20 protein-coding genes are annotated in these 18,555 nt (G+C 63.5%); 14 read left to right on the top strand and 6 right to left on the bottom strand.

What is annotated here, in order from left to right; all coding sequences use genetic code 11:
- Nucleotides 1-202: 202 nt before the first annotated feature.
- From V8V93_RS12815 to V8V93_RS12750, 14 genes are all read left to right on the top strand, one after another.
- Nucleotides 203-925, top strand: a complete 723-nt coding sequence (locus tag V8V93_RS12815; protein WP_338666985.1) for an OmpA/MotB family protein — start codon at nucleotides 203-205, stop codon at nucleotides 923-925.
- Nucleotides 926-941: 16 nt separating this feature from the next.
- Nucleotides 942-1,826, top strand: coding sequence for a motility protein A (locus tag V8V93_RS12810; protein ID WP_338666984.1), 885 nt, complete (start codon nucleotides 942-944; stop codon nucleotides 1,824-1,826).
- 108 nt (nucleotides 1,827-1,934) lie between these two features.
- Entirely contained in the window at nucleotides 1,935-2,897 is a 963-nt protein-coding gene (locus V8V93_RS12805; protein WP_338666983.1) for a glucokinase, read from the top strand.
- Complete coding sequence (locus V8V93_RS12800; RefSeq protein ID WP_338666982.1) at nucleotides 2,894-3,589, top strand: TVP38/TMEM64 family protein; 696 nt, start codon at nucleotides 2,894-2,896, stop codon at nucleotides 3,587-3,589. The genes V8V93_RS12805 and V8V93_RS12800 overlap by 4 nt, the downstream gene beginning before the upstream one ends.
- Complete coding sequence (locus V8V93_RS12795; RefSeq protein WP_338666981.1) at nucleotides 3,582-5,033, top strand: dihydrolipoyl dehydrogenase family protein; 1,452 nt, start codon at nucleotides 3,582-3,584, stop codon at nucleotides 5,031-5,033. Before V8V93_RS12800 ends, V8V93_RS12795 begins: the two co-directional genes overlap by 8 nt.
- A 57-nt stretch (nucleotides 5,034-5,090) precedes the next feature.
- Entirely contained in the window at nucleotides 5,091-5,573 is a 483-nt protein-coding gene (gene gpt, locus V8V93_RS12790) for a xanthine phosphoribosyltransferase (protein ID WP_338666980.1), read from the top strand.
- A 128-nt stretch (nucleotides 5,574-5,701) separates the two neighbouring features.
- Entirely contained in the window at nucleotides 5,702-6,850 is a 1,149-nt protein-coding gene (locus V8V93_RS12785) for a BMP family ABC transporter substrate-binding protein (protein ID WP_338666979.1), read from the top strand.
- A gap of 10 nt (nucleotides 6,851-6,860) precedes the next feature.
- Nucleotides 6,861-7,922, top strand: a complete 1,062-nt coding sequence (locus tag V8V93_RS12780; protein ID WP_338666978.1) for an ABC transporter permease — start codon at nucleotides 6,861-6,863, stop codon at nucleotides 7,920-7,922.
- A 3-nt stretch (nucleotides 7,923-7,925) separates the two neighbouring features.
- Nucleotides 7,926-8,843 (top strand): ABC transporter permease, encoded by a 918-nt coding sequence (locus V8V93_RS12775; protein ID WP_338666977.1) that lies wholly within the window; start codon nucleotides 7,926-7,928, stop codon nucleotides 8,841-8,843.
- Between the two features lie 4 nt (nucleotides 8,844-8,847).
- Entirely contained in the window at nucleotides 8,848-10,383 is a 1,536-nt protein-coding gene (locus V8V93_RS12770; RefSeq protein WP_338666976.1) for an ABC transporter ATP-binding protein, read from the top strand.
- Nucleotides 10,384-10,464: 81 nt separating this feature from the next.
- The gene (locus V8V93_RS12765) at nucleotides 10,465-11,226 is read left to right on the top strand and encodes a basic amino acid ABC transporter substrate-binding protein (RefSeq protein ID WP_338666975.1); all 762 of its coding nucleotides are present in this window, start codon (nucleotides 10,465-10,467) and stop codon (nucleotides 11,224-11,226) included.
- A 59-nt stretch (nucleotides 11,227-11,285) separates the two neighbouring features.
- Complete coding sequence (locus V8V93_RS12760; RefSeq protein ID WP_338666974.1) at nucleotides 11,286-11,996, top strand: amino acid ABC transporter permease; 711 nt, start codon at nucleotides 11,286-11,288, stop codon at nucleotides 11,994-11,996.
- A gap of 109 nt (nucleotides 11,997-12,105) precedes the next feature.
- Nucleotides 12,106-12,576 carry a MarR family winged helix-turn-helix transcriptional regulator gene (locus V8V93_RS12755; protein WP_338666973.1) on the top strand — a complete coding sequence of 157 codons (471 nt, stop codon included), beginning with the start codon at nucleotides 12,106-12,108 and terminating at the stop codon, nucleotides 12,574-12,576.
- A gap of 50 nt (nucleotides 12,577-12,626) precedes the next feature.
- Nucleotides 12,627-13,088 (top strand): DsrE/DsrF/DrsH-like family protein, encoded by a 462-nt coding sequence (locus tag V8V93_RS12750; RefSeq protein ID WP_338666972.1) that lies wholly within the window; start codon nucleotides 12,627-12,629, stop codon nucleotides 13,086-13,088.
- A 51-nt stretch (nucleotides 13,089-13,139) separates the two neighbouring features.
- On the opposite strand, the gene V8V93_RS12745 is transcribed toward V8V93_RS12750, so the two are convergent.
- The 6 genes from V8V93_RS12745 to V8V93_RS12720 all read right to left on the bottom strand — a co-directional run bounded on the left by V8V93_RS12745 (nucleotide 13,140) and on the right by V8V93_RS12720 (nucleotide 18,460).
- Complete coding sequence (locus V8V93_RS12745) at nucleotides 13,140-13,361, bottom strand: YgdI/YgdR family lipoprotein (RefSeq protein ID WP_338666971.1); 222 nt, start codon at nucleotides 13,359-13,361, stop codon at nucleotides 13,140-13,142.
- Nucleotides 13,362-13,454: 93 nt separating this feature from the next.
- Entirely contained in the window at nucleotides 13,455-14,240 is a 786-nt protein-coding gene (locus V8V93_RS12740) for an amidohydrolase family protein (protein ID WP_338666970.1), read from the bottom strand.
- Between the two features lie 82 nt (nucleotides 14,241-14,322).
- Nucleotides 14,323-14,742, bottom strand: a complete 420-nt coding sequence (locus V8V93_RS12735) for an acyl-CoA thioesterase (RefSeq protein ID WP_338666969.1) — start codon at nucleotides 14,740-14,742, stop codon at nucleotides 14,323-14,325.
- Complete coding sequence (locus tag V8V93_RS12730; RefSeq protein ID WP_338666968.1) at nucleotides 14,742-15,935, bottom strand: cofactor-independent phosphoglycerate mutase; 1,194 nt, start codon at nucleotides 15,933-15,935, stop codon at nucleotides 14,742-14,744. Before V8V93_RS12730 ends, V8V93_RS12735 begins: the two co-directional genes overlap by 1 nt.
- A 12-nt stretch (nucleotides 15,936-15,947) precedes the next feature.
- Entirely contained in the window at nucleotides 15,948-17,246 is a 1,299-nt protein-coding gene (locus tag V8V93_RS12725; protein WP_338666967.1) for a homoserine dehydrogenase, read from the bottom strand.
- Between the two features lie 2 nt (nucleotides 17,247-17,248).
- Nucleotides 17,249-18,460, bottom strand: a complete 1,212-nt coding sequence (locus V8V93_RS12720) for an aminotransferase class I/II-fold pyridoxal phosphate-dependent enzyme (RefSeq protein WP_338666966.1) — start codon at nucleotides 18,458-18,460, stop codon at nucleotides 17,249-17,251.
- Nucleotides 18,461-18,555 lie beyond the last annotated feature (95 nt).

Here is an 18,555-nt window from a genome sequence, read left to right as displayed (position 1 = left end):
CCGGAATGTTCCCCATATCCCCGGCCGCGTCAACGACGGACTCTTGACGGCGGAGGCCGCTTGGCGCCGCCGCGACCGTTCACGAACCGACACCCTGGGTAACTTTCTTCGTCATCCCAAACGATTACGTCCCTGGCAGGTTTTTTGCTTCATACCGTGCGCGCGGGAATACAGCCGTGCGCGCGAGAACGCAGGAGCGACAATGCAGAAACCGGATATGAAATTCGACCAGGGATTCGCCTCGTTTGACCAGATGGAAGGGGCGGACACAGCCCGCGGCGCCAATGACTGGGCCGTGCCGTGGTCCGACCTGATGATGATCATGTTCGTGCTCTTCGCCGTGCTGTTCATCTATGCCAGCACCCGGCAGGACGTGAAGATTCTGTTCAGCAACCAGTCCGCCGAAAAGGCCCAGTCGGCCAGCGCGCTCGACCCGCTTCTCGGGCTCATCGGTCAGATCGCCAGCCGGACCGCCACCGGCGGCTCCCAGGACGTGGTCCGCGTGGCCGAGAACGAGGTCCTGTACCGTTCCCGGACCAACGGCATCACTGTGGTGCGCGAGGCCCAGGGCCGGGTCCGGGTGACCCTGCGCGGCGACCTGTTTTTCGACGGCAGTTCCGGGTTGCTCAAGCCCGAGTCCGCTGCCTACCTCGATGAGATCGGGAACCTGGTCCGGCTGAGCGTGGGGCTGGTCCATGTCATCGGATTCGTGGATCAGAGCGAGGCTCAGGGGGCGCAGAGCTTCACCCTGTCGTCCGAGCGGGCGGCGGGCGTGGCCGAGCAACTTATCAACCGGCTCGGGATCGACCCCAAGCGGCTGGTGGTCACCGGACGCGGGGCGTATCAGCCCGAGCTGCCCGACACCTCGGCGGCCAACCAGGCCCAAAACCGGCGCGTCGAAATCGTCATTGCCAACAATAGCTGATCGATCGGAGGCATCCATGGGCAGAAAGAATCTTATCGGCATCGTTTTGAGCCTGACCATTTTCACCGGCAGCTTCATGCTTACCGGTGCGGCCGGGGCCTATTTCAATTTGGCGGCCTTCCTGGTCGTCATATCCGGTCTGACGGCGGCCATGCTCATCAGCTACCCGGTGGGGCACGTCAAGAACGCCTTTGCCGTGGCCAAGAACGTCTACGCCAACGGGCGGACAACGGCGGAGGAGATCGTCAACACTCTGCTCGACCTGTCGGTCAAGTCCAAGGTGGACGGTGTGCTCTCGCTTGAGCGTTCGGCCAACAAGGCGACCAGTTCCTTCATGAAGAGCGGGTTGTGCCTGTTGGTGGACAACTACAAGGAGGATGAGATCCGCGAGTGCCTGAACGCGGAGATGGCTTTCTTCAACCTGCGCCGCCAGCAGAGCGAGCGGTTCTTCCTGACCCTGGCCCGCACGGCTCCGGCCTTCGGCGTGGCCGGTTCGGTCATCGGACTTATCGGCCTGCTCATGGGCATCAACGATACCGCCGTGATCCTCAAAAACATTCCGGTGGCCTTTATCTCGACCCTGTACGGGCTGATCCTGTCCCACCTGGTGTTTTCGCCCATTGCCGAAAACATCAATTATTCCACACGAGCAGAACTGCTTAACCAGAAGCTGGTCATGGAGGGCATCGTGGCCATCAGCAAAGAGCAGAACTCCTACAAGCTTGAGCGCAAGCTCGCTTCGTTCCTTTCTCCGGCCGAGCGCGAGGGCAAAACCGAGACTCTCAGACGCATCACCCGCAAGTACGTGCAGCGCAAGCGGCAGCCCGTGGAACTCGCCGACATGGCGGGCCCGGCGGCGTCCGGGGAGGGCGGCCTGGAAAAGGCCACCGAGGCGGCCTGATCGAAACGGGCCGTCCGAAGCGGTCGATTCAGCAGGAAAAGGGGCCTTCGGGCTCCTTTTTTTTTCGTCCGTTTGTGATAGGGTGCGTTGCACGGAGGAGAAGGGCGCATGGTCAAGATTCTGGCCGCCGACATCGGCGGCACCAACAGTCGGTTCGCCTTGTTCGAGGCGCGGGGCACGGGCCTCGAAATGCTGGATTCCATCTGGCTGCAAACCCACGGGGCGCGGACGTTCCCGGAACTCGTCGAACAGCTCTGGGACAGTGATTTCCCGGTCCGTCCGGGCACGTTCGACGCGGCTGTTCTGGCCCCGGCCGGGGCCGTGTATCACGGCGTGACCTGTCCGCACCTGCCCAACGCGCCGTGGGGCATGGACCTGCGCGAGGTGGACTTCGGTACGTCCGCCGTGCGGCTGATCAACGATTTTTCGGCCCAGGCCTATGCCTGCCGCACTGCGGCCGTGGACGACGCCCTGGCTATCCAGATCGGGGAGCCGGTGGAGGGCGAGACCATCGGCGTCATCGGGGCCGGGACCGGGCTCGGCTATTCCGCGCTGCTCCGGAGCGGCGACAAGTGGGTTGCCCTGCCGTCCGAAGGCGGACACATGGCCTTTCCCTTTGTCGGCCTGGATGAGGTCGAATACGCGGAGTTCAACCGCATCGAGAGCGGACGCAACTGGCCGGAGGGAGACTCCGTGGTCACCGGGCTGGGGTTGCGGCTCGTGCACCGCTTTTTGACCGGCGAGGACCTGGCCCCCAAGGAGATTTCGGCCAAACTGATGCCGGACAGCGAGACCACCAAGTGGTACGCCCGGTTCTACGCCAGGGCGTGCCGCAACTGGGCCATCGGGCTGATGACCACCGGCGGCCTGTTCATCGCGGGCGGGGTGGCGGCCAAGAACCCCATGTTTGTGCAGGTGCCAGAGTTCATGGAAGAATTTCATAATTCCCATGTGTACCAGGATTTCCTGCACACGGTGCCGGTCAAGCTCAACGCCAACGAGGCGAGCGGACTGTTCGGCGCGGCCTTTTACGGCGCGCAGATGCTCGCGGGTCGCAGCGAGGGCGCATGAGCCGGGGGGCGGCCAAAAAACTCCTTGTCGCGGCCTGCCTGGCCGGGCTGGTGGCCGCCTATTTTATCTTCGACCTCGGCCGGTTCTTTTCCCTGGACTACCTCAGGCAGTCACGCGAACAGTTCGGGGCCCTCTACGAGGCGCACGCCTTTCTTGTGCTCGGCGCGTATTTCTTCTTATATGTGACCGTGGCCGCCCTGGGTTTGCCCGCTGCCGCCGCGCTCACCCTGGCGGGCGGGGCGCTCTTCGGCTTGTGGGTCGGGCTGGTCGTGGTCTCGCTGGCCAGCACCCTGGGCGCGTGCCTGGCCTTCCTGCTGTCGCGCTACGTGTTGCGGGATTCGGTCCGGCGGCGGTTCGGCGACAAGCTCGTGCGCATCGACCGGGGCGTGGAGGAGGAGGGAACCTTTTATCTCTTCACCCTGCGGCTCATCCCGATTTTTCCTTTTTTCGTGGTCAACGCGCTTATGGGCCTGACGCCCATGCGCCTGTTCACCTACGCCTGGGTTTCCCAGGCGGGCATGCTGCCGGGAACGGCGGTCTACGTCAACGCGGGCAGGGAGCTGGGGCGGCTCGACTCCCTGTCCGGGCTGCTCTCCCCGAGCCTGATCCTGTCCTTCGCCGTGCTGGGGCTCTTCCCCCTGATGGTGAAGAAGACGCTCGGCTGGTACCGGAAGCGGAGGAACCATGGCTGAATTCGACTATGACATCGGCGTGATCGGCGGCGGGGCGGCCGGGCTGACCGTGGCCTCCGGGGCCGCCCAACTCGGGGTGAAGACCGTGCTCATCGAGCGAGGGCCCTCGCTTGGCGGGGACTGCCTGCACACCGGCTGCGTGCCGAGCAAGACCCTCATCCGCACGGCCGCGGTCTATCACGACATGCGCCGCGCGGCCTGCTACGGCTTGCCCGAGGTGGAACTGCCGCCCGTGGACATGGCCTCGGTCAACCGACGCATCCGGGAGGTCGTCGAGGCCATCCAGGCGCACGACTCCGAGGAGCGGTTTTGCGGACTGGGCGTCAAGGTCCTGTTCGGGGAGGCACGTTTCGAGGACGAGCACGTGGTCGACTGCTCGGGCGAGCGTCTGTCCGCCCGATTCTGGATCCTGGCCACGGGGTCGGCCCCGGCCGTGCCGCCCATCGACGGGCTTGAGGACGTGGACTACCTGACCAACGAGGATCTCTTCAGCCTGGACAGGCTGCCTGGCTCCCTGGCCGTCATCGGCGGCGGGCCTATCGGCTGCGAGATGGCCCAGGCGTTTGCCCGCCTCGGGACCAGGGTGACCATCGTGCAGCGCAACTGCCAACTGCTCCCGGTGGAGGACGAGGACATGGCCGAAGTGGTCCGGGGGGCACTTGAGGCGGAGGGTGTGAGCGTGGAGCTGTGCACGGCGACCAGCGGTGTGCGCCGGGTGAACGGCGAGGTGGAGGTCGAATTTACCCGAACGGGGAGAAGCCACACGGTCCGGGCCGAGAAGCTGCTCGTGGCCGCCGGACGCAGGCCGCGCGTGGACGGACTCGGGCTCGGCAACTGCGGGGTAGAGCTGGCCGGGCGCGGGGTCAAGGTGGACGCCCGCCTGCGGACCAGCCAAGAACACATTTTCGCCTGCGGCGACGTACTCGGCCGGTACCTGTTCACGCACGCCGCCGGATACGAAGGGTCCATCGTCCTGTCTAACGCGGTCTTCCGGCTGCCGCGCAAGGCGGATTACGCGAGGCTGCCCTGGTGTACCTACACCGACCCGGAACTGGCCAGCGTGGGCCTGAACGAGAAGCGTGCCGTGGACGCGGGCGTGGAGTACTCGGTCTGGGAGGAGCTCTTCGCGGACAACGACCGCGCCCGGGCCGAAGGGCGGATTGACGGCAAGGTCAAGCTTATCCTCGACCACAGGGAGAAGCCGCTGGGCGCGCAGATCGTCGGGCGCCATGCCGGCGAATTGGCCGGGGTGTGGACCACAGCCCTGAACGGCGGGGTAGGGCTGTCCAAGATAGCCTCGATGGTCATGCCGTACCCCACGCTGGCGGAGATCAACAAACGGGTGGCGGGCCGGGTCCTGTCCACCAAGCTGTTCTCTCCCAAGGTTCGCAAGACGCTCTCGTTCCTCTTTGATTACAAAGGCAGGGCCTGCACCCTTGATTAATTAGCCGGACACGGGTACGAAGCCCGACGTTCCGACATCGCGCAAGGAGAATTCCCCATGGTTGACAAGAGCCGATACCAGAAGATGTTTCCGGTTTCCTGGGAGCAGTTGCACCGCGATTGCCGAGCCCTGTCCTGGCGGCTGGTGGAAAAAGGGCCCTGGAAGGGCATCCTGGCCATCACCCGCGGCGGGCTGGTACCCGCGGCCATCATCGCCCGCGAACTGGACATTCACCTCATCGACACCATCTGTCTGTCCTCCTACGACTGGAAGGATCAGGGCGAGGCCAGTATCCTCAAGGGCGTGGACTGCGAAGGGGAGGGCTGGCTGCTCATCGACGACCTCGTGGACACGGGCAAGACAGCCAAGATAGCCCGTGACATGGTGCCCAAGGCGCACTTCGCCACGGTCTACGCCAAGCCTGCGGGCCGGCCCACGGTGGACACCTTCATCACCGAGGTCAGCCAGGACACCTGGATACTCTTCCCGTGGGACGCCGGTTCCCAGTTCGTGGAACCGATCGCCCAGGCCTCCGAATAGTGGCCGGTCCAAAATAAATATCTTTATATTGCAAAACACTACTGACGTCTCGGCGAAATTGGGTCTTGCCCGATACAGGTTGCTGAGATATGCGTTTTTGATATTTAACCGCTAACGGAGAGGTCCTCATGAAGAAACTGCTGAAACTGATTGGTCTGCCCGCGGCCTTGCTGCTGGCGCTGTCCCTTTTCGCCTGCGGTGAAGCCCCGCAGAAGGAGAAGAAGGCCGAAGAACCCGCCAAGACCGAAGAGGCCCAGGCCCCCGCGCCCAAGGAAGAGGCCAAGGTCGTCAAGGCCGGGTTCCTTTATGTCTCCCCGGTGGGCGACGCCGGTTACTCCTACGCCCACGACCTCGGCCGCCAAGCCGTGGAGGCGTTGCCTTACGCCACCACCAAGTACGCCGAGTCGGTGCCCGAGGGCGCGGATTCCGAGCGCGTGCTGCGGAACATGGCCCGCGAAGGGATGGATATCATCTTCGCCACCAGCTTCGGCTACATGGACCCGGTCATGAAGGTCGCCAAGGAATTTCCGAACACCAAGTTCATGCATTGCTCCGGCTTCAAGAAGGCCGCCAACGTGAGCAACTACTTCGGGCGCATCTATCAGGCCCGCTACCTGACCGGGCTGATCGCCGGTTCCATGACCAAGTCCAACCAGATCGGCTACGTGGCCGCCTTCCCGATTCCCGAAGTCATTCGCGGCATCAACGCCTTCACCATCGGCGTGCGCGAGGTGAACCCGGACGCCAAGGTTCGCGTGGTCTGGACCAAGACCTGGTATGACCCGGCGCTGGAAAAGGACGCCGCCAAGTCTCTGCTGGACGCCGGTTGCGACGTCATCACCCAGCATCAGGACTCCCCGGCCGCCCAGGAAGCCGCCCAGGAAGCCGGCGCCTACGCCATCGGCTACAACTCCGACATGTCCTCCTTCGCGCCCAAGGCGAACCTGACCTCCGCCATCTGGAACTGGGGCCCCATGTACGTGAAGACCATCCAGGAAGTCCGCGACGGCACCTGGAAGGGCGACCAGTCCACCTGGTGGTCCATGCAGGACGGCGTGGTCGACATCGCCCCCATGGGTTCCATGGTCCCGGACGACGTCAAGTCCATGGTCAACGCCAAGAAGGCCGAGCTCATGGCCGGTAACGACACCATCTTCGCCGGTCCGATCAAGAACCAGGCCGGTGAAGTGGTCATCGCCGAGGGCACCTCCCCGGACGACGGCGCGCTCCTCGGCATGGACTGGTTCGTCGATGGCGTAGTCGGCACCACCAACTAGAACGGGTCACGTGCTGAAGATCAGAAAAAGAGATGAACCCTGGAAGTGGGGCGCCCTGGTCGTATTCCTGGGCGCCCTGCTCTTTTCCCTCGTGCTCAGCGCCCTGTTGCTCAAGGGCCAGGGCAAGGACGCCATGTACGGCATGACCGTCCTGTGGCAGGGGAGTTTCGGCAACGTCTGGTCCCTGGAGGACGTGCTCCTCAAGGCCATTCCGCTGTTCCTCTGTTCGCTCGGCGTGGCCGTGGCCTTCCGTATGCAGATATGGAACATCGGGGCCGAAGGGCAGTTCGCCCTGGGGGCCATCGGGGCCACCTGGATGGCCCTGGCCTTTCCCGACCTGCCCCGGTTCGTGCTCCTGCCGCTCATGTTCATCATGGCCTTCATTCTGGGAGGCATCTGGGCGCTGATCCCGGCCGTGCTCAAGTTGAAGCTGCGGGTCAACGAGATCATCTCGACATTGATGCTCAACTACATTGCCATCCTGCTCCTGGACTACCTGGTCTTCGGCGTGTGGAAGGACCCGGCGAGCTTCGGCTTTCCCATGACCCCCGAATTCACCGCAGGGGCGATCATCCCCGGCATCGCGGGCAGCCGCGTGCACTGGGGCATCGTCTTCTGCGTGGTCGTGGGCATCGGCCTGTGGGCCTTCATGCGCTTCACCCGGCTCGGTTTCGAATTGAAGGCCAGCGGCGAGGGTGCGCGCGTAGCCCGGTACGCCAAGATCCGCTACGGCATGCTCGTCCTGCTGGTCATGGCGCTGTCCGGCGGGTTCGCGGGTTGGGCCGGGTGCGTGGAGACCTCGGCCATCCTCAACCGGTTGCAGCCTTCCCTCATGGTCGGCTACGGCTACACCGCCATCGTGGTTGCCTGGCTGGCCCGGCTGGAGCCGCTGAACATCGCGTTTGCCTCCTTCCTCCTGGCCGCGCTCCGGGTGGGGGTGGAGAACATGCAGCTCAAATTGCAGATCCCGGCGGCCTTCGGGACCATCATGGAGGGCATCATCCTGCTCACCGTGTTGGCCGGGCAGTTCTTCCTGACCTACAAGCTGGTCCGCAAACCGAGGCAGGAGTAAGCCATGTGGGATTTCCTCATACCCTTGTTCGCGGCCACGGTGCAGTCCGGCACCCCCATCCTGTACGCCACCTTGGGCGAGATGATGACCGAGAAGGGCGGGGTGCTCAACCTCGGCGTGGAGGGCATGATGGCCGTGTCCGCCCTGGCGGCCTTCTGGGCCAGCTACGTCACCGGCTCGCCGTGGCTCGGCTTCCTGGCGGGCGGCTGTGCCGGGATGGTCATGGCCTCCCTGCATGCCTTTGTCTGCGTCTCCTGCCTGGGCAACCAGGTGGTCTCCGGCCTGGCCCTGACCATCCTGGGCGGGGGCCTGACCCATTTTCTCGGCGTGCCTTACGTCGGCCTGGCCGCTCCCGGTTTCGACCCCTTCAATTTTCCGCTTCTTTCGCAGATACCGGTGCTGGGCGACATCTTCTTCAAACATGACATGCTGGTCTACGTCTCCTTCGTGATCCCGGTCCTATTCTGGTTCTTTTTCAAGCGGACCAGCCTCGGCCTGCACGTAGCGGCCACGGGCGAGATGCCCGCCGCAGCCGCCGCTGCGGGTCTGAAGCCCATCCGGCTTCGCTACTTCGCGGTCATCGCCGGCGGGTTCCTGGTCGGTCTCGGCGGGGCGTACCTGTCCCTGGCCTACACCCACTTGTGGACCAACGGCCTGTCCGGCGGGCGCGGTTGGATCGCGGTGGCCCTGGTCATTTTCGCCTTCTGGCGTCCGGGCCGGGCCGTGGCCGGCGCGTACCTCTTCGGCGGGGTCATGGCCTTCCAGTTGCGGCTCCAGGCCGCAGGAACGCACCTGCCGTCCTCACTGCTGCTCATGCTCCCGTACCTGCTGACCATCCTGGTCCTGATCCTGTCCGCCTGGCGGGGCCGCCGTATCGACGCGCCCGCCGCGCTCGGCACCAACATCGAGCCGGAGGGTTAGGGGGATGAGCGAGACGATGTTCGTCCGGCCGATGCGCACCCGGCCCATTCCCGAGGGCACGCGTCCCCTGGTCAGCCTCAAGGGATTGACCAAGCGGTTCGGCAAGGTCTTGGCCAACGACGCCATCACCCTGGACGTCTATCCAGGCCGCATCAAGGCCCTGCTCGGCGAGAACGGGGCGGGCAAGTCGACCATGATGTCCATGCTGGCGGGCCGCTACAAGCCGGATGAGGGGACCATCGAGGTGGACGGCGAGCCCGTGCGCTTCACCTCCTCCAAGGACGCCATCCGGGCGGGCATCGGCATGGTCTACCAGCATTTCATGCTCGTGGACTCCATGACCGTGGCCGAGAACGTCCTGCTCGGCCAGGAGGGCGGCTTCTTCGTTTCTTCGCGCGAGATGGAGCACCGCGTGAGCGAACTGGCCGAAGGCTACGGGCTGAACATCGATCCGGGCGCGCGCATCTGCGAGCTGTCCATGGGCGAGCGGCAACTGGTCGAGATCCTGAAGCTCCTGTACCGCGAGAGCCGCATCCTCATTTTCGACGAGCCCACGGCGGTCCTCACCCCGGAGGAGACCCGCAATCTTTTCGAGGCCCTGTGGCGCATGACCGAGCAGGGCAAGGCGATCATCTTCATCTCCCACAAGCTGGAGGAGGTCATCGCCCTGGCCGACGACATCGCCATCCTGCGGCGCGGCCGCATCGAGGGCGAGCTGGCCCCGGAATCCATCGAGTCCAAGGCGGACCTTGCCTCGCGCATGGTCGGCAAGGAGGTCCTGCTCGAAGTGGACCGGCAGCCCGCCGAGATCGGCGACAAGGTCCTGGAGATCAGGAATCTTACGGGCCTGGGCCTTGACGAGATCGACCTGGACGTGCGCAGGGGCGAGATCGTGGCCCTGGTGGGCGTGGCGGGCAACGGCCAGAAGGCGCTGGTCGAGGCCGTCACCGGCCTGACCAAACCGCCGCAAGACACGGTCTTCATCATGGGCAAGCCGTGGCGGCAATTCTTCGCCGAATCCACCTGGAACCGGTCCATGTGCTACATCCCCGAGGACCGGCTCGGCCTGGCCACACTGCCCAACCAGAACCTGGTGGACAACCTGCTCCTGACCACACGCAAGGGGTTTGCCAAGGGACTGTGGCTGGACAAGAAGAAGGCCGCCAAGCACACCACCCGGCTCATCGAGAAGTTCGACATCCGCCCCGGCCGCATCCACGCCCTGGCCTGGCAGCTCTCGGGCGGCAACCTGCAAAAGGCCGTCCTGGCCCGGGAACTCTACCGCGAGCCCAAGCTCATAGTGGCTGAACAGCCCACCCAGGGGCTGGACGTGTCCGCCACCGAGGAGGTCTGGAACCGGCTGCTCGAGACCCGGTCCATGGCCGGAGTGCTGCTGGTCACCGGCGACCTCAACGAAGCCTTGCAACTGGCGGACCGCGTGGCGGTCATCTACCGGGGCAAGATCCTGGGTGTCCTGAACAACACCGACAAGGACATCGCCCGCAAGATCGGCCCCCTCATGGCCGGCATCGTCGATTAGCCCGGCCTCCCGCAGGAGAAAATGCATTTCCCGGTTCCCCGACCGGATTAATCCTATTAATCGTTCAGCAAGGAGAAAGATATGAAGTTCAACAAAATGCGCATGATGATCGTGCTCGCTGCGATCCTTTCGCTGTGCGCGCTGACCACCGTCGCCCAGGCCGGAACCACCCTGGACAAGATCAAGAAAGAGGGCGTCATCACCGTGGGCAACTCCCCGGACTACCCTCCGTTCGAATCCATCGGCGACAACGGTGAGCGCGTCGGCTTCGACGTGGACCTGCTCAAGGCCATCACCGCCAAGATGGGCGTCAAGGTCAAGTGGGTGACCATGGACTTCGCCGCCATCGTCACCGCCACCCAGAGCGGCCAGGTGGACATGGGCATGTCCGGCTTCTCCATCTCTCCCGAGCGCGCCGAACAGGTCAGCTTCTCCGCCCCCTACATCGCCAGCGGGCAGGTCATCGTGGTGCGCAACGACTCGGACATCAAGTCCGCCGCCGACCTCAAGGGCCGGAAGATCGCGGTCCAGCTCGGCACCACCGGCGAGCAGGAGGCCGACAAGATCGAGGGCGCGGAAGTGGTCAAGCCCGAGAGCTACAACATCGCCTTCATGATGCTCAACAACAAGGTCGCCGACGCGGTCATCGCCGACATCTCCGTGGCCGACGAGTTCGTCAAGCAGGGCAAGTTCAAGCGCGCTGGCGAGCCCCTGTCCTTCGAGGAATTCGCCATGATCACCCGCAAGGGCAACGACGACCTACTCCAGGCCCTGAACAAGGCGCTGGAAGCGGTGAAGGCGGACGGCACCTACGCCGCCATCGTCAAGAAGTGGAATCTCTAGTCTAGCCGCAACCGGGCCGGGGGCGTGCGTCCCCGGCCCTTTTTTCAGGAGTTTTGGCGATGGATTTTTCCCTGCTCTTCAAACACCAGGACATGCTCCTGCACGGGGCCTGGATCACCCTGCAGGTGACCTTCGGGGCCTTGGCCCTGGGGCTCGTCCTCGGCATCCTGGCCGGGACCGGGCGCATCAGCCGCCGCGTTCAGATACGGGTGATCGCCGATGCCTACATCCAGGTCATCCGGGGCACCCCGATGCTGCTCCAGATATTCTTCTTCTATCTCGGCTTCCCGCAACTCTACATGCTGGCCACGGGTGAGGGGTTCACCCCCGATCCGCTGATCACCGGCATCGTGGCGCTGGGCATCAACAGCGGGGCGTACAACGCCGAGATTATCCGCGCGGGCATCCAGTCCATCAACAAGGGCCAGATGGAGGCCGCGCGCGGCACCGGATTGTCCCACACCCAGGCCATGTTCCACGTGATCCTGCCCCAGGCCCTCAAGCGGATGATTCCGCCCTTGGGCAACGAACTGATCGTCCTGCTCAAGGACTCGTCGCTCATCTCGACCATCGGCGTGGCCGAACTCATGTTCACCGCCAAGGTGCTGGGCGCGCGGTATTACACCTACGTGCCGTTCCTGGTGGGAGTGGGGTGCATCTATCTGGTGCTGACCTTCGGCTTTTCCCGCCTGTTCAACGCCCTGGAGCGCAAGCTCTCTTCGGGCAGCGGGGCGCGCGAGAACAAGGGAGCCGTTCCGGACCTGGGATGACGACCGCGCATCGTGCGCAGGAAGACCCCTCCGCGCTTCGGCGAGGAGGGGCTTTTTTTCGGATTCGCCGCCGCTTGACTTTTCAGGCGGGATGGGCATAGTTAATACTATGAACAAAAATACCGACACTTTTATACCAAAACGGGACGTGTCCGAGTTCCAGCATCTGGTGGCCGCCATCTTTCAGTGCTGCCAGGAACGGCTGCAATACCAGAGCGAACGGTTCGGCCTGCCTGACGCGGAACTGCGCTGCCTCATGCAATTCGAAGGGGAGCGTTACCTGACGGCCAAGACCCTGGCCTACCGCCTGAACGTGGCCAAGAGCCGGGTGACCAAGCTTGTCTCGTCCCTTGTCAAACGGAAGTTGCTGGCGTCCCGGCCCGATCCCGCGGATTCGCGCATCAAGCTCCTGTCCCTGACCCCGGCGGGCGGACTGCTGCTCAAGGAGATCGGTCGGTTCCGCTTCGAGGTGCACCGAACCGTGCTTGAGCAGTTCAGCGATGAACAGCGCGGGGAGTTGCTCCACGCCCTGTCCCTGCTCTCGCGACACATGAAGTCGGTCAAGGATATGATGGCGTAATTTTTTTTGAGGGAATAGTTCATATCATTAACAACATTAAGGAGGATGTCATGTCCGACGAAACGAAAACCGACGGGATGAAGCAGAAGCACGCCTTCATCACCTCCCGCGGAACCCTGGACGGTGCCATGCCCGCGCTGGTCATGGCGCTCAATTCGGTCCGGCTCGGCAACGACGCGACCATTTTCTACACCTTCATGGGTATTGACGTGATCCGGCCCGGCGGCATCGAGAAGTTGAAGTTCTACCCGGAGGGGGCCATGGGCGCCATCCCGGGCATGCCGCATCTGGCCACCAACATGATGAAGAAGTGGATGACCGAGGCCAACATCCCGGACGCTGCGGAGATGTTCGAGATGGCCCAGCTTGAGGGGGTAAAGTTCGTGGCCTGCCACATGACTATGTCGATGATGAAGCTCAAGCAGGAGGATTTCGTGGAAGGGGTGGAGGTCTGGTCCGCCGAGGAGTTCATCAAGTACGCGAGCCAGTGCGACTTGTGCCTGTTCACCTAGGCCGCCAAGAAAAAAGCCCCGGTCCTGCCGGGGCTTTTGGATATCAACAGCCTACTGTTCCTTGATGAGCTTGATTTCCTGTTTACCGAGGGTCACCTGTTCGCCGTTCTCGTCGGTGAAGGCATAGGTGTCGGAGCCCACGTCATACACGGGATTGTCCTTGGCGATGTATGTCTGCCCGTCCGTGGTGGTGATCTTGTAGCTGGTGGTCATGCATCCCGCCAGGGACAGGATCAGGATGCAGGTGGCGAGCAGCCTCAACAATGCGGACATGCTGAACTCCGAATAACGTTGGTGGAACAATAGGGCTAATCTATCCCTGCATTGGCCGTTTTATCAACGCAAAAATGGGAAAAACGGGATTTTTTAACTGAAAAGCCTGCCCGCGCGGTTCAAAAAAGCGTCAAGACGTTCCTCGGAGAGGCCCAGACGCCGGGTAATGCGGCGTATCTCATGTTCCGCGTCGTACAGGGGGTAGTCACTGCCGAACAGGATGCGGTCCGGCGTGAAGGCGTCTACCAGCCGTTTCAGCAAGTCGTCGTCCACGAAGTCCATGACGCTTGAGCAATCCACGAACACGTCCAGGCCCGCCAGATGCTCCATGGCGTATTCCCACTGCTTGAGGCCGCCCATGTGGGCCGCGATCATGACTGGCTTGGGAAAGGCCCTGCGCAGGGCGGCCATCTTCTTCGGGCAGGACGGGTTCAGGTCGGGCGGCAGGTCGTCACCCACGTGGAACATGCAGATGAACCGCTCGTCGACCAGCTCCATCAGGTCGTAGAACGCGGAATCGTCCATGCGGAACCCTTGGAAGTCGGGATGGAACTTGAGTCCCCGGATGCCGTTTTCCGCGAGCCGTTCCAGTTCCTCGGCGTTGCGGTCGTAGCCCGGGTGCAGGGTGCCGAAGGGGATGAGCCGGGGCGCGGTCTTCTGCAATTCGATGGCCCAGTTGTTGGCCGGGACGACCTGGTGGGGCGAGGTGGCGGCGGCGAGCACCACGGCCTTGTCCAGGCCCGCCCGGTCCAGGCGGGCGATGAGGTCGTCTGCCTTGCCCGTCCCCACCGGGGTGATGCCGTAGTGGGACTCCAGGTGTCCCACCGCCTTGTCGGCGATCTTATTGTGAAACGCGTGGGTATGTATGTCTATTCGCATGGCGGAAGTCTACTCGGACAACTCCGGGAATGTAAACGTTTGTTTGAATGAAATAGAAAAAATAGGTTACAATCCAGCGTAGTTATTGAAACAATTCCCGCAGCCAGTCCGGGATGGCTACCGGCTTGCCCGCTAGATTGACGCAGGCGTGGCCGGTCATACCCGTGGCGTGGAGCACGGTCTTGTCGTCGTTCCAGATCTCATAGACGAATTCCACCGAGGCGCGGCCCCACTTGGAGATGCCGCAGCGCACGTGGATGCGTTCGTCGTAGCGGATGGGGATGCGATAGCGGCAGTTGGCCTCGCGCACGGGCAGCATGACGCCGCGCTCCTCGGCCACGCGGTAGCTGATGCCGGTCTCGCGCATGAATGCGCTGCGTGCGCGCTCGAAAAGGTGCAGGTATTCCGCATGGTAGACCACGGCCATGGCGTCGGTCTCGCCGTAGGAGACGTAGTGCGTGTACCAGCCGTCGCGTTCGGGGAAGGGCGCTTTGCGGGCCATCACTTCATCCCGAAGGTCTTGAGAGCGTGGGCCAGCAGCTCGTGTCCCTTTTCCAGCTTCAGGCCCGAGGCGGCGTTTTTTTCGCTGAATCCGTCCACCCCCGAGGACGCGCAGCCCGGCCCGTTGAGGACGAAGGGCACCGGATCCGTGGTGTGGGTCTTTTCCTTGATGGGCGTGAAATGGTCGCAGGTCACGATCCAGGCGGTCTCTTCGTCCTTGAGGGCCTCGCGCAGGGGGGCGACGATGCGCGCGTCGAACCGGGAGATGGCCTCGACCTTGTCCCTGGCGCTACCGCCGTGGCCGCACTCGTCCGGGCCTTCCAGGTGTACGAAGACGAAGTCGTGGTCCTTGAGAAAATTCAGCGCCGCGTCCACCTTGCCCTCGTAGTTGGTGTCGAGCAGCCCTGTGACGCCGGGCACGTCCACGACGGTCATGCCGGAGGCGAAGCCGAGCCCCTTGATCAGGTCCACGGCCGAGATGACCGCGCCGTCGAGTCCGAAGGTCTCCTTGAAGTTCGGCAGGTTCAGGGGGCGTCCCTGGCCCCATGGCCAGATGGAATTGGCCGCCGAACGGTTCACGGATCTATCGGCCAGCAGATCGCGGGCCTCGAAGAGCAGGTCCCACAGGTTCGGGCTACGGGAAAAGGCGCGCAGGTCGAGCTTGATGGGCTTGTCCGTGATGTCGTGGGGCGGGTTGATGAACAGCCCTGCGTCGTCGGTCAGGGCGCCGTCCTTTTGAACCAGCAGGTGGCGGTACTGGATACCGGGATAAAAGGTATAGGTCTCGTTGCCGAGCTTCTCCTGGAGTTTCTCCACCAGGGGGCGGGATATCTCCGAGGCGATGTGGCCTGAAGAGTAGTCGCGCATGACCCCGTCGATGGTCAGCTTGGAGACCGTGACCAGGTTGAGCCGCCAGACCAGGTCGTCCGGTCCGAGCTCAAGCCCCTGGGCGGCCGCCTCGATGGGCCCGCGCCCGGTGTGGTAGGTGGCCGGGTCGAAGCCGAGCAGGGCCATGTTGGCCACGTCCGAGCCGGGAGCCATGCCCTCGGGCACGGTTTGGGCCAGGCCGACCGTGCCGGTGGCGGCCAGTTCGTCCATGTTCGGCGTGACCGCGGCCTCCATAGTGGTCTGTCCGCCCAGTTCGTCCAGGGGCCAGCCGCCCATGCCGTCCGCAATGAGATAGAGAAGTTTCATGTATGGTCCGTCTTACAGGATTCGGAATTTGACGCAGGGCTCCACCGAGAAGTCCATGGCATCGATCTCGGCCAGGACCGCGTCCGCGTCGCGGGCCGAGGTCTCGTGGGTGATGATCACCAGCGGGATGCCCTCGGCCCCGGATTCGCCTTTCTGCACCGCCTGGGCGATGGACACGTTGTGGTCGGCCATGGACCGGGTGATGGCGGCCATGACGCCGGTGCGGTCGGCCACGGTGAAGCGGAAATAGTACTTGGACTCGGATTCCTCGGGTGGGAGGATCTTCGCCTTCGGGAGCGGCTGGTTGTGGAAGCCGGTGTTGTCCGGGCCGGTGCAGCCGTCGCTGATCTTGCGCACCAGGTTCATAATGTCCGCCAGCACGGCGGAACCGGTGGGCAGGTCGCCCGCACCCTGGCCGTGGAGCATGATCGGCCCCACTGCGTTGCCTTCCAGGCGCACGGCGTTGTAGTTGCCGCCCACCCTGGCCAGCAGGTAGGTGTAGGGCACCAGGGCCGGATGCACGCCTGCTTCGAGCTTGCCGTGCACGTCCTCGACGTGGGCCAGCAGCTTGATGCGGTAGCCGAACTCGCGGGCGAACTCGATGTCCATGGGCGTCACGCTGGTGATGCCCTGCACGGGCAGGTCGGCCAGGGGATAGTCCACGCCGTAGGCCATGCGGATGAGCACGCACAACTTGTGGGCCGTGTCGAAGCCTTCGATGTCGAAGGTCGGGTCCGCCTCGGCGTAGCCCAGGTCCTGAGCGTCGGCCAGGGCGCTTTCGAAGTCCATGCCCTTGGTGGTCATCTCGGACAGGATGTAGTTGGCCGTGCCGTTCATGATCCCGAGCATTTTGACGATCTCGTCGCCCGCCAGGCTCTCCTTGAGGGTCTGGACGATGGGGATGCCGCCCGCACAGCTGGCCTCGAACAGGAGCCCGACCGCGTTGTCGGACGCGGCCTGGAAAAGCTCCAGGCCGTGTTCCGCCAGAAGGTGCTTGTTGGCGGTGACCACGTGTTTGCCCGCGGCGAACGCCTTGAGCATGAGGTCCCTGGCCGTGTCCAGGCCGCCCATGAGCTCCACCACGATGTCCACGGACCGATCGTTGACCAGTGCGTCCGGGTCGTCGGTGAAGACCACGTCCGGGCCGGGATCGAAAGCCCGCTTCTTGGTCAGGTCCCTGACCAGGACCTTGGAGATCACTATCTTCTTGCCGAGCCGCTTTTCAATGCGTTCGGCATTCATGTCCAATATCTTAGCCAGGCCCGAGCCGACCGTGCCGAATCCGCCGAGACCGAGTCTGATTACATCCATAATTACCCCTTTGAGAAGAATTTGCGCAAGTTGCGCACGGCCTGATTCGTCCGGTGGCGGTTTTCCACGAAGCTGAAGCGCACGTGGTCGTCGCCGTACTGTCCGAATCCGAGGCCGGGAGAGACGGCCACTTCAGCTTCCTGCAGGAGCATTTTGGAGAATTCCACGGACCCCATGGGCCGGAACTCCTCCGGAATCTGCGCCCACAGGAACATAGTCGCCTTGGGTGGGGTAACACACCAGCCGATGCGGTTGAGGCCCTCGCACAGGGCGTCGCGCCGATCCTGGTACACGGCCATGATCTCCTTGACGGCCAGGTCCATCTCCTCGCGGGTGAATTTGGGGCAGTCATCGAGATCGCCGTTCAGGGCGCAGGCGGCCGCAATCTGGATGGGCTGATAGATGCCGTAGTCGAGGTAGCTCTTGATACGGGTCAGGGCGTTGACCATGTCCGGGTTGCCCACGCAGTAGCCCACGCGCATGCCGGCCATGGAGTAGCTCTTGGTCATGGAGAAGAATTCCACGGCCACGTCCTTGGCGCCGTCGGCCTGCATCAGGCTCGGGGCCTCGTACCCGTCGAAGACGAAGTCCGCGTAGGCCAGGTCGTGGATGACGTACAGCTCGTTCTCCTTGGCGAAGTCGATGATGCGCTGGAAGAAGGCCAGGTCCACGCACTGGGTGGTCGGGTTGTGCGGGAAATTGATGATCAGCAGCTTGGGCTTGGGCCAGGTGTGCCGGACGGCCGTCTCCAGGTTCTCGAAGAAGTCCTGGCCGGGGCCGATGGGCACGCGGCGCACGTCCGCGCCCGCGATGATCGAGGCGTACGGGTGGATGGGGTAGGCCGGGTCCGGGGCCAGGACCACATCGCCGGGGGAGAGCATGGCCAGGGCCAGGTGGGCGAGACCCTCCTTGGCGCCCATGGTCACGCAGATCTCGCTGTCGCGGTCCAGGGTGACGTCGAACCGGCGGTAGTACCAGTCCTGCACGGCCTTGCGCAGGCCCTTGATTCCCTTGGATGCCGAATACTTGGAGTTGCCGGGCTTGTATGCCGCCTCTGCCAGCTTGTCGAGAATGGGTTTGGGGGTGGGCACATCGGGGTTGCCCATGCCCAGGTCGATGATGTCCGCGCCTGCGTGGCGCAGCTTCATCTTGAGTTCGTTGACCTGGGCGAACACATAGGGGGGCAGTCGATCGACTCTCGCAAACTTGGACATGGCGGAAAACTCCTCAAAATGTATTAGTACAAGGGAAATTTCTTACTCTGCACCGTGTGGACTGTCAAAATGAAAATGGCCGATATTGTAGGTCG

The organism is Pseudodesulfovibrio sp. 5S69, assembly GCF_037094465.1.
GTDB classification, from domain to species: domain Bacteria; phylum Desulfobacterota; class Desulfovibrionia; order Desulfovibrionales; family Desulfovibrionaceae; genus Pseudodesulfovibrio; species Pseudodesulfovibrio methanolicus.
This window is presented reverse-complemented; position numbering and strand designations above follow the sequence as displayed.

Coding starts and splice junctions, on each gene's coding strand:
- V8V93_RS12815 (WP_338666985.1), top strand. CDS start 203: ATGCAGAAACCGGATATGAAATTCGACCAGGGATTCGCCTCGTTTGAC.
- V8V93_RS12755 (WP_338666973.1), top strand. CDS start 12,106: ATGAACAAAAATACCGACACTTTTATACCAAAACGGGACGTGTCCGAG.
- V8V93_RS12735 (WP_338666969.1), bottom strand. CDS start 14,742: ATGGCCCGCAAAGCGCCCTTCCCCGAACGCGACGGCTGGTACACGCAC.
- V8V93_RS12785 (WP_338666979.1), top strand. CDS start 5,702: ATGAAGAAACTGCTGAAACTGATTGGTCTGCCCGCGGCCTTGCTGCTG.
- gpt (WP_338666980.1), top strand. CDS start 5,091: ATGGTTGACAAGAGCCGATACCAGAAGATGTTTCCGGTTTCCTGGGAG.
- V8V93_RS12745 (WP_338666971.1), bottom strand. CDS start 13,361: ATGTCCGCATTGTTGAGGCTGCTCGCCACCTGCATCCTGATCCTGTCC.
- V8V93_RS12750 (WP_338666972.1), top strand. CDS start 12,627: ATGTCCGACGAAACGAAAACCGACGGGATGAAGCAGAAGCACGCCTTC.
- V8V93_RS12810 (WP_338666984.1), top strand. CDS start 942: ATGGGCAGAAAGAATCTTATCGGCATCGTTTTGAGCCTGACCATTTTC.
- V8V93_RS12765 (WP_338666975.1), top strand. CDS start 10,465: ATGAAGTTCAACAAAATGCGCATGATGATCGTGCTCGCTGCGATCCTT.
- V8V93_RS12800 (WP_338666982.1), top strand. CDS start 2,894: ATGAGCCGGGGGGCGGCCAAAAAACTCCTTGTCGCGGCCTGCCTGGCC.
- V8V93_RS12775 (WP_338666977.1), top strand. CDS start 7,926: ATGTGGGATTTCCTCATACCCTTGTTCGCGGCCACGGTGCAGTCCGGC.
- V8V93_RS12760 (WP_338666974.1), top strand. CDS start 11,286: ATGGATTTTTCCCTGCTCTTCAAACACCAGGACATGCTCCTGCACGGG.
- V8V93_RS12795 (WP_338666981.1), top strand. CDS start 3,582: ATGGCTGAATTCGACTATGACATCGGCGTGATCGGCGGCGGGGCGGCC.
- V8V93_RS12730 (WP_338666968.1), bottom strand. CDS start 15,935: ATGAAACTTCTCTATCTCATTGCGGACGGCATGGGCGGCTGGCCCCTG.
- V8V93_RS12805 (WP_338666983.1), top strand. CDS start 1,935: ATGGTCAAGATTCTGGCCGCCGACATCGGCGGCACCAACAGTCGGTTC.
- V8V93_RS12720 (WP_338666966.1), bottom strand. CDS start 18,460: ATGTCCAAGTTTGCGAGAGTCGATCGACTGCCCCCCTATGTGTTCGCC.
- V8V93_RS12725 (WP_338666967.1), bottom strand. CDS start 17,246: ATGGATGTAATCAGACTCGGTCTCGGCGGATTCGGCACGGTCGGCTCG.
- V8V93_RS12770 (WP_338666976.1), top strand. CDS start 8,848: ATGAGCGAGACGATGTTCGTCCGGCCGATGCGCACCCGGCCCATTCCC.
- V8V93_RS12740 (WP_338666970.1), bottom strand. CDS start 14,240: ATGCGAATAGACATACATACCCACGCGTTTCACAATAAGATCGCCGAC.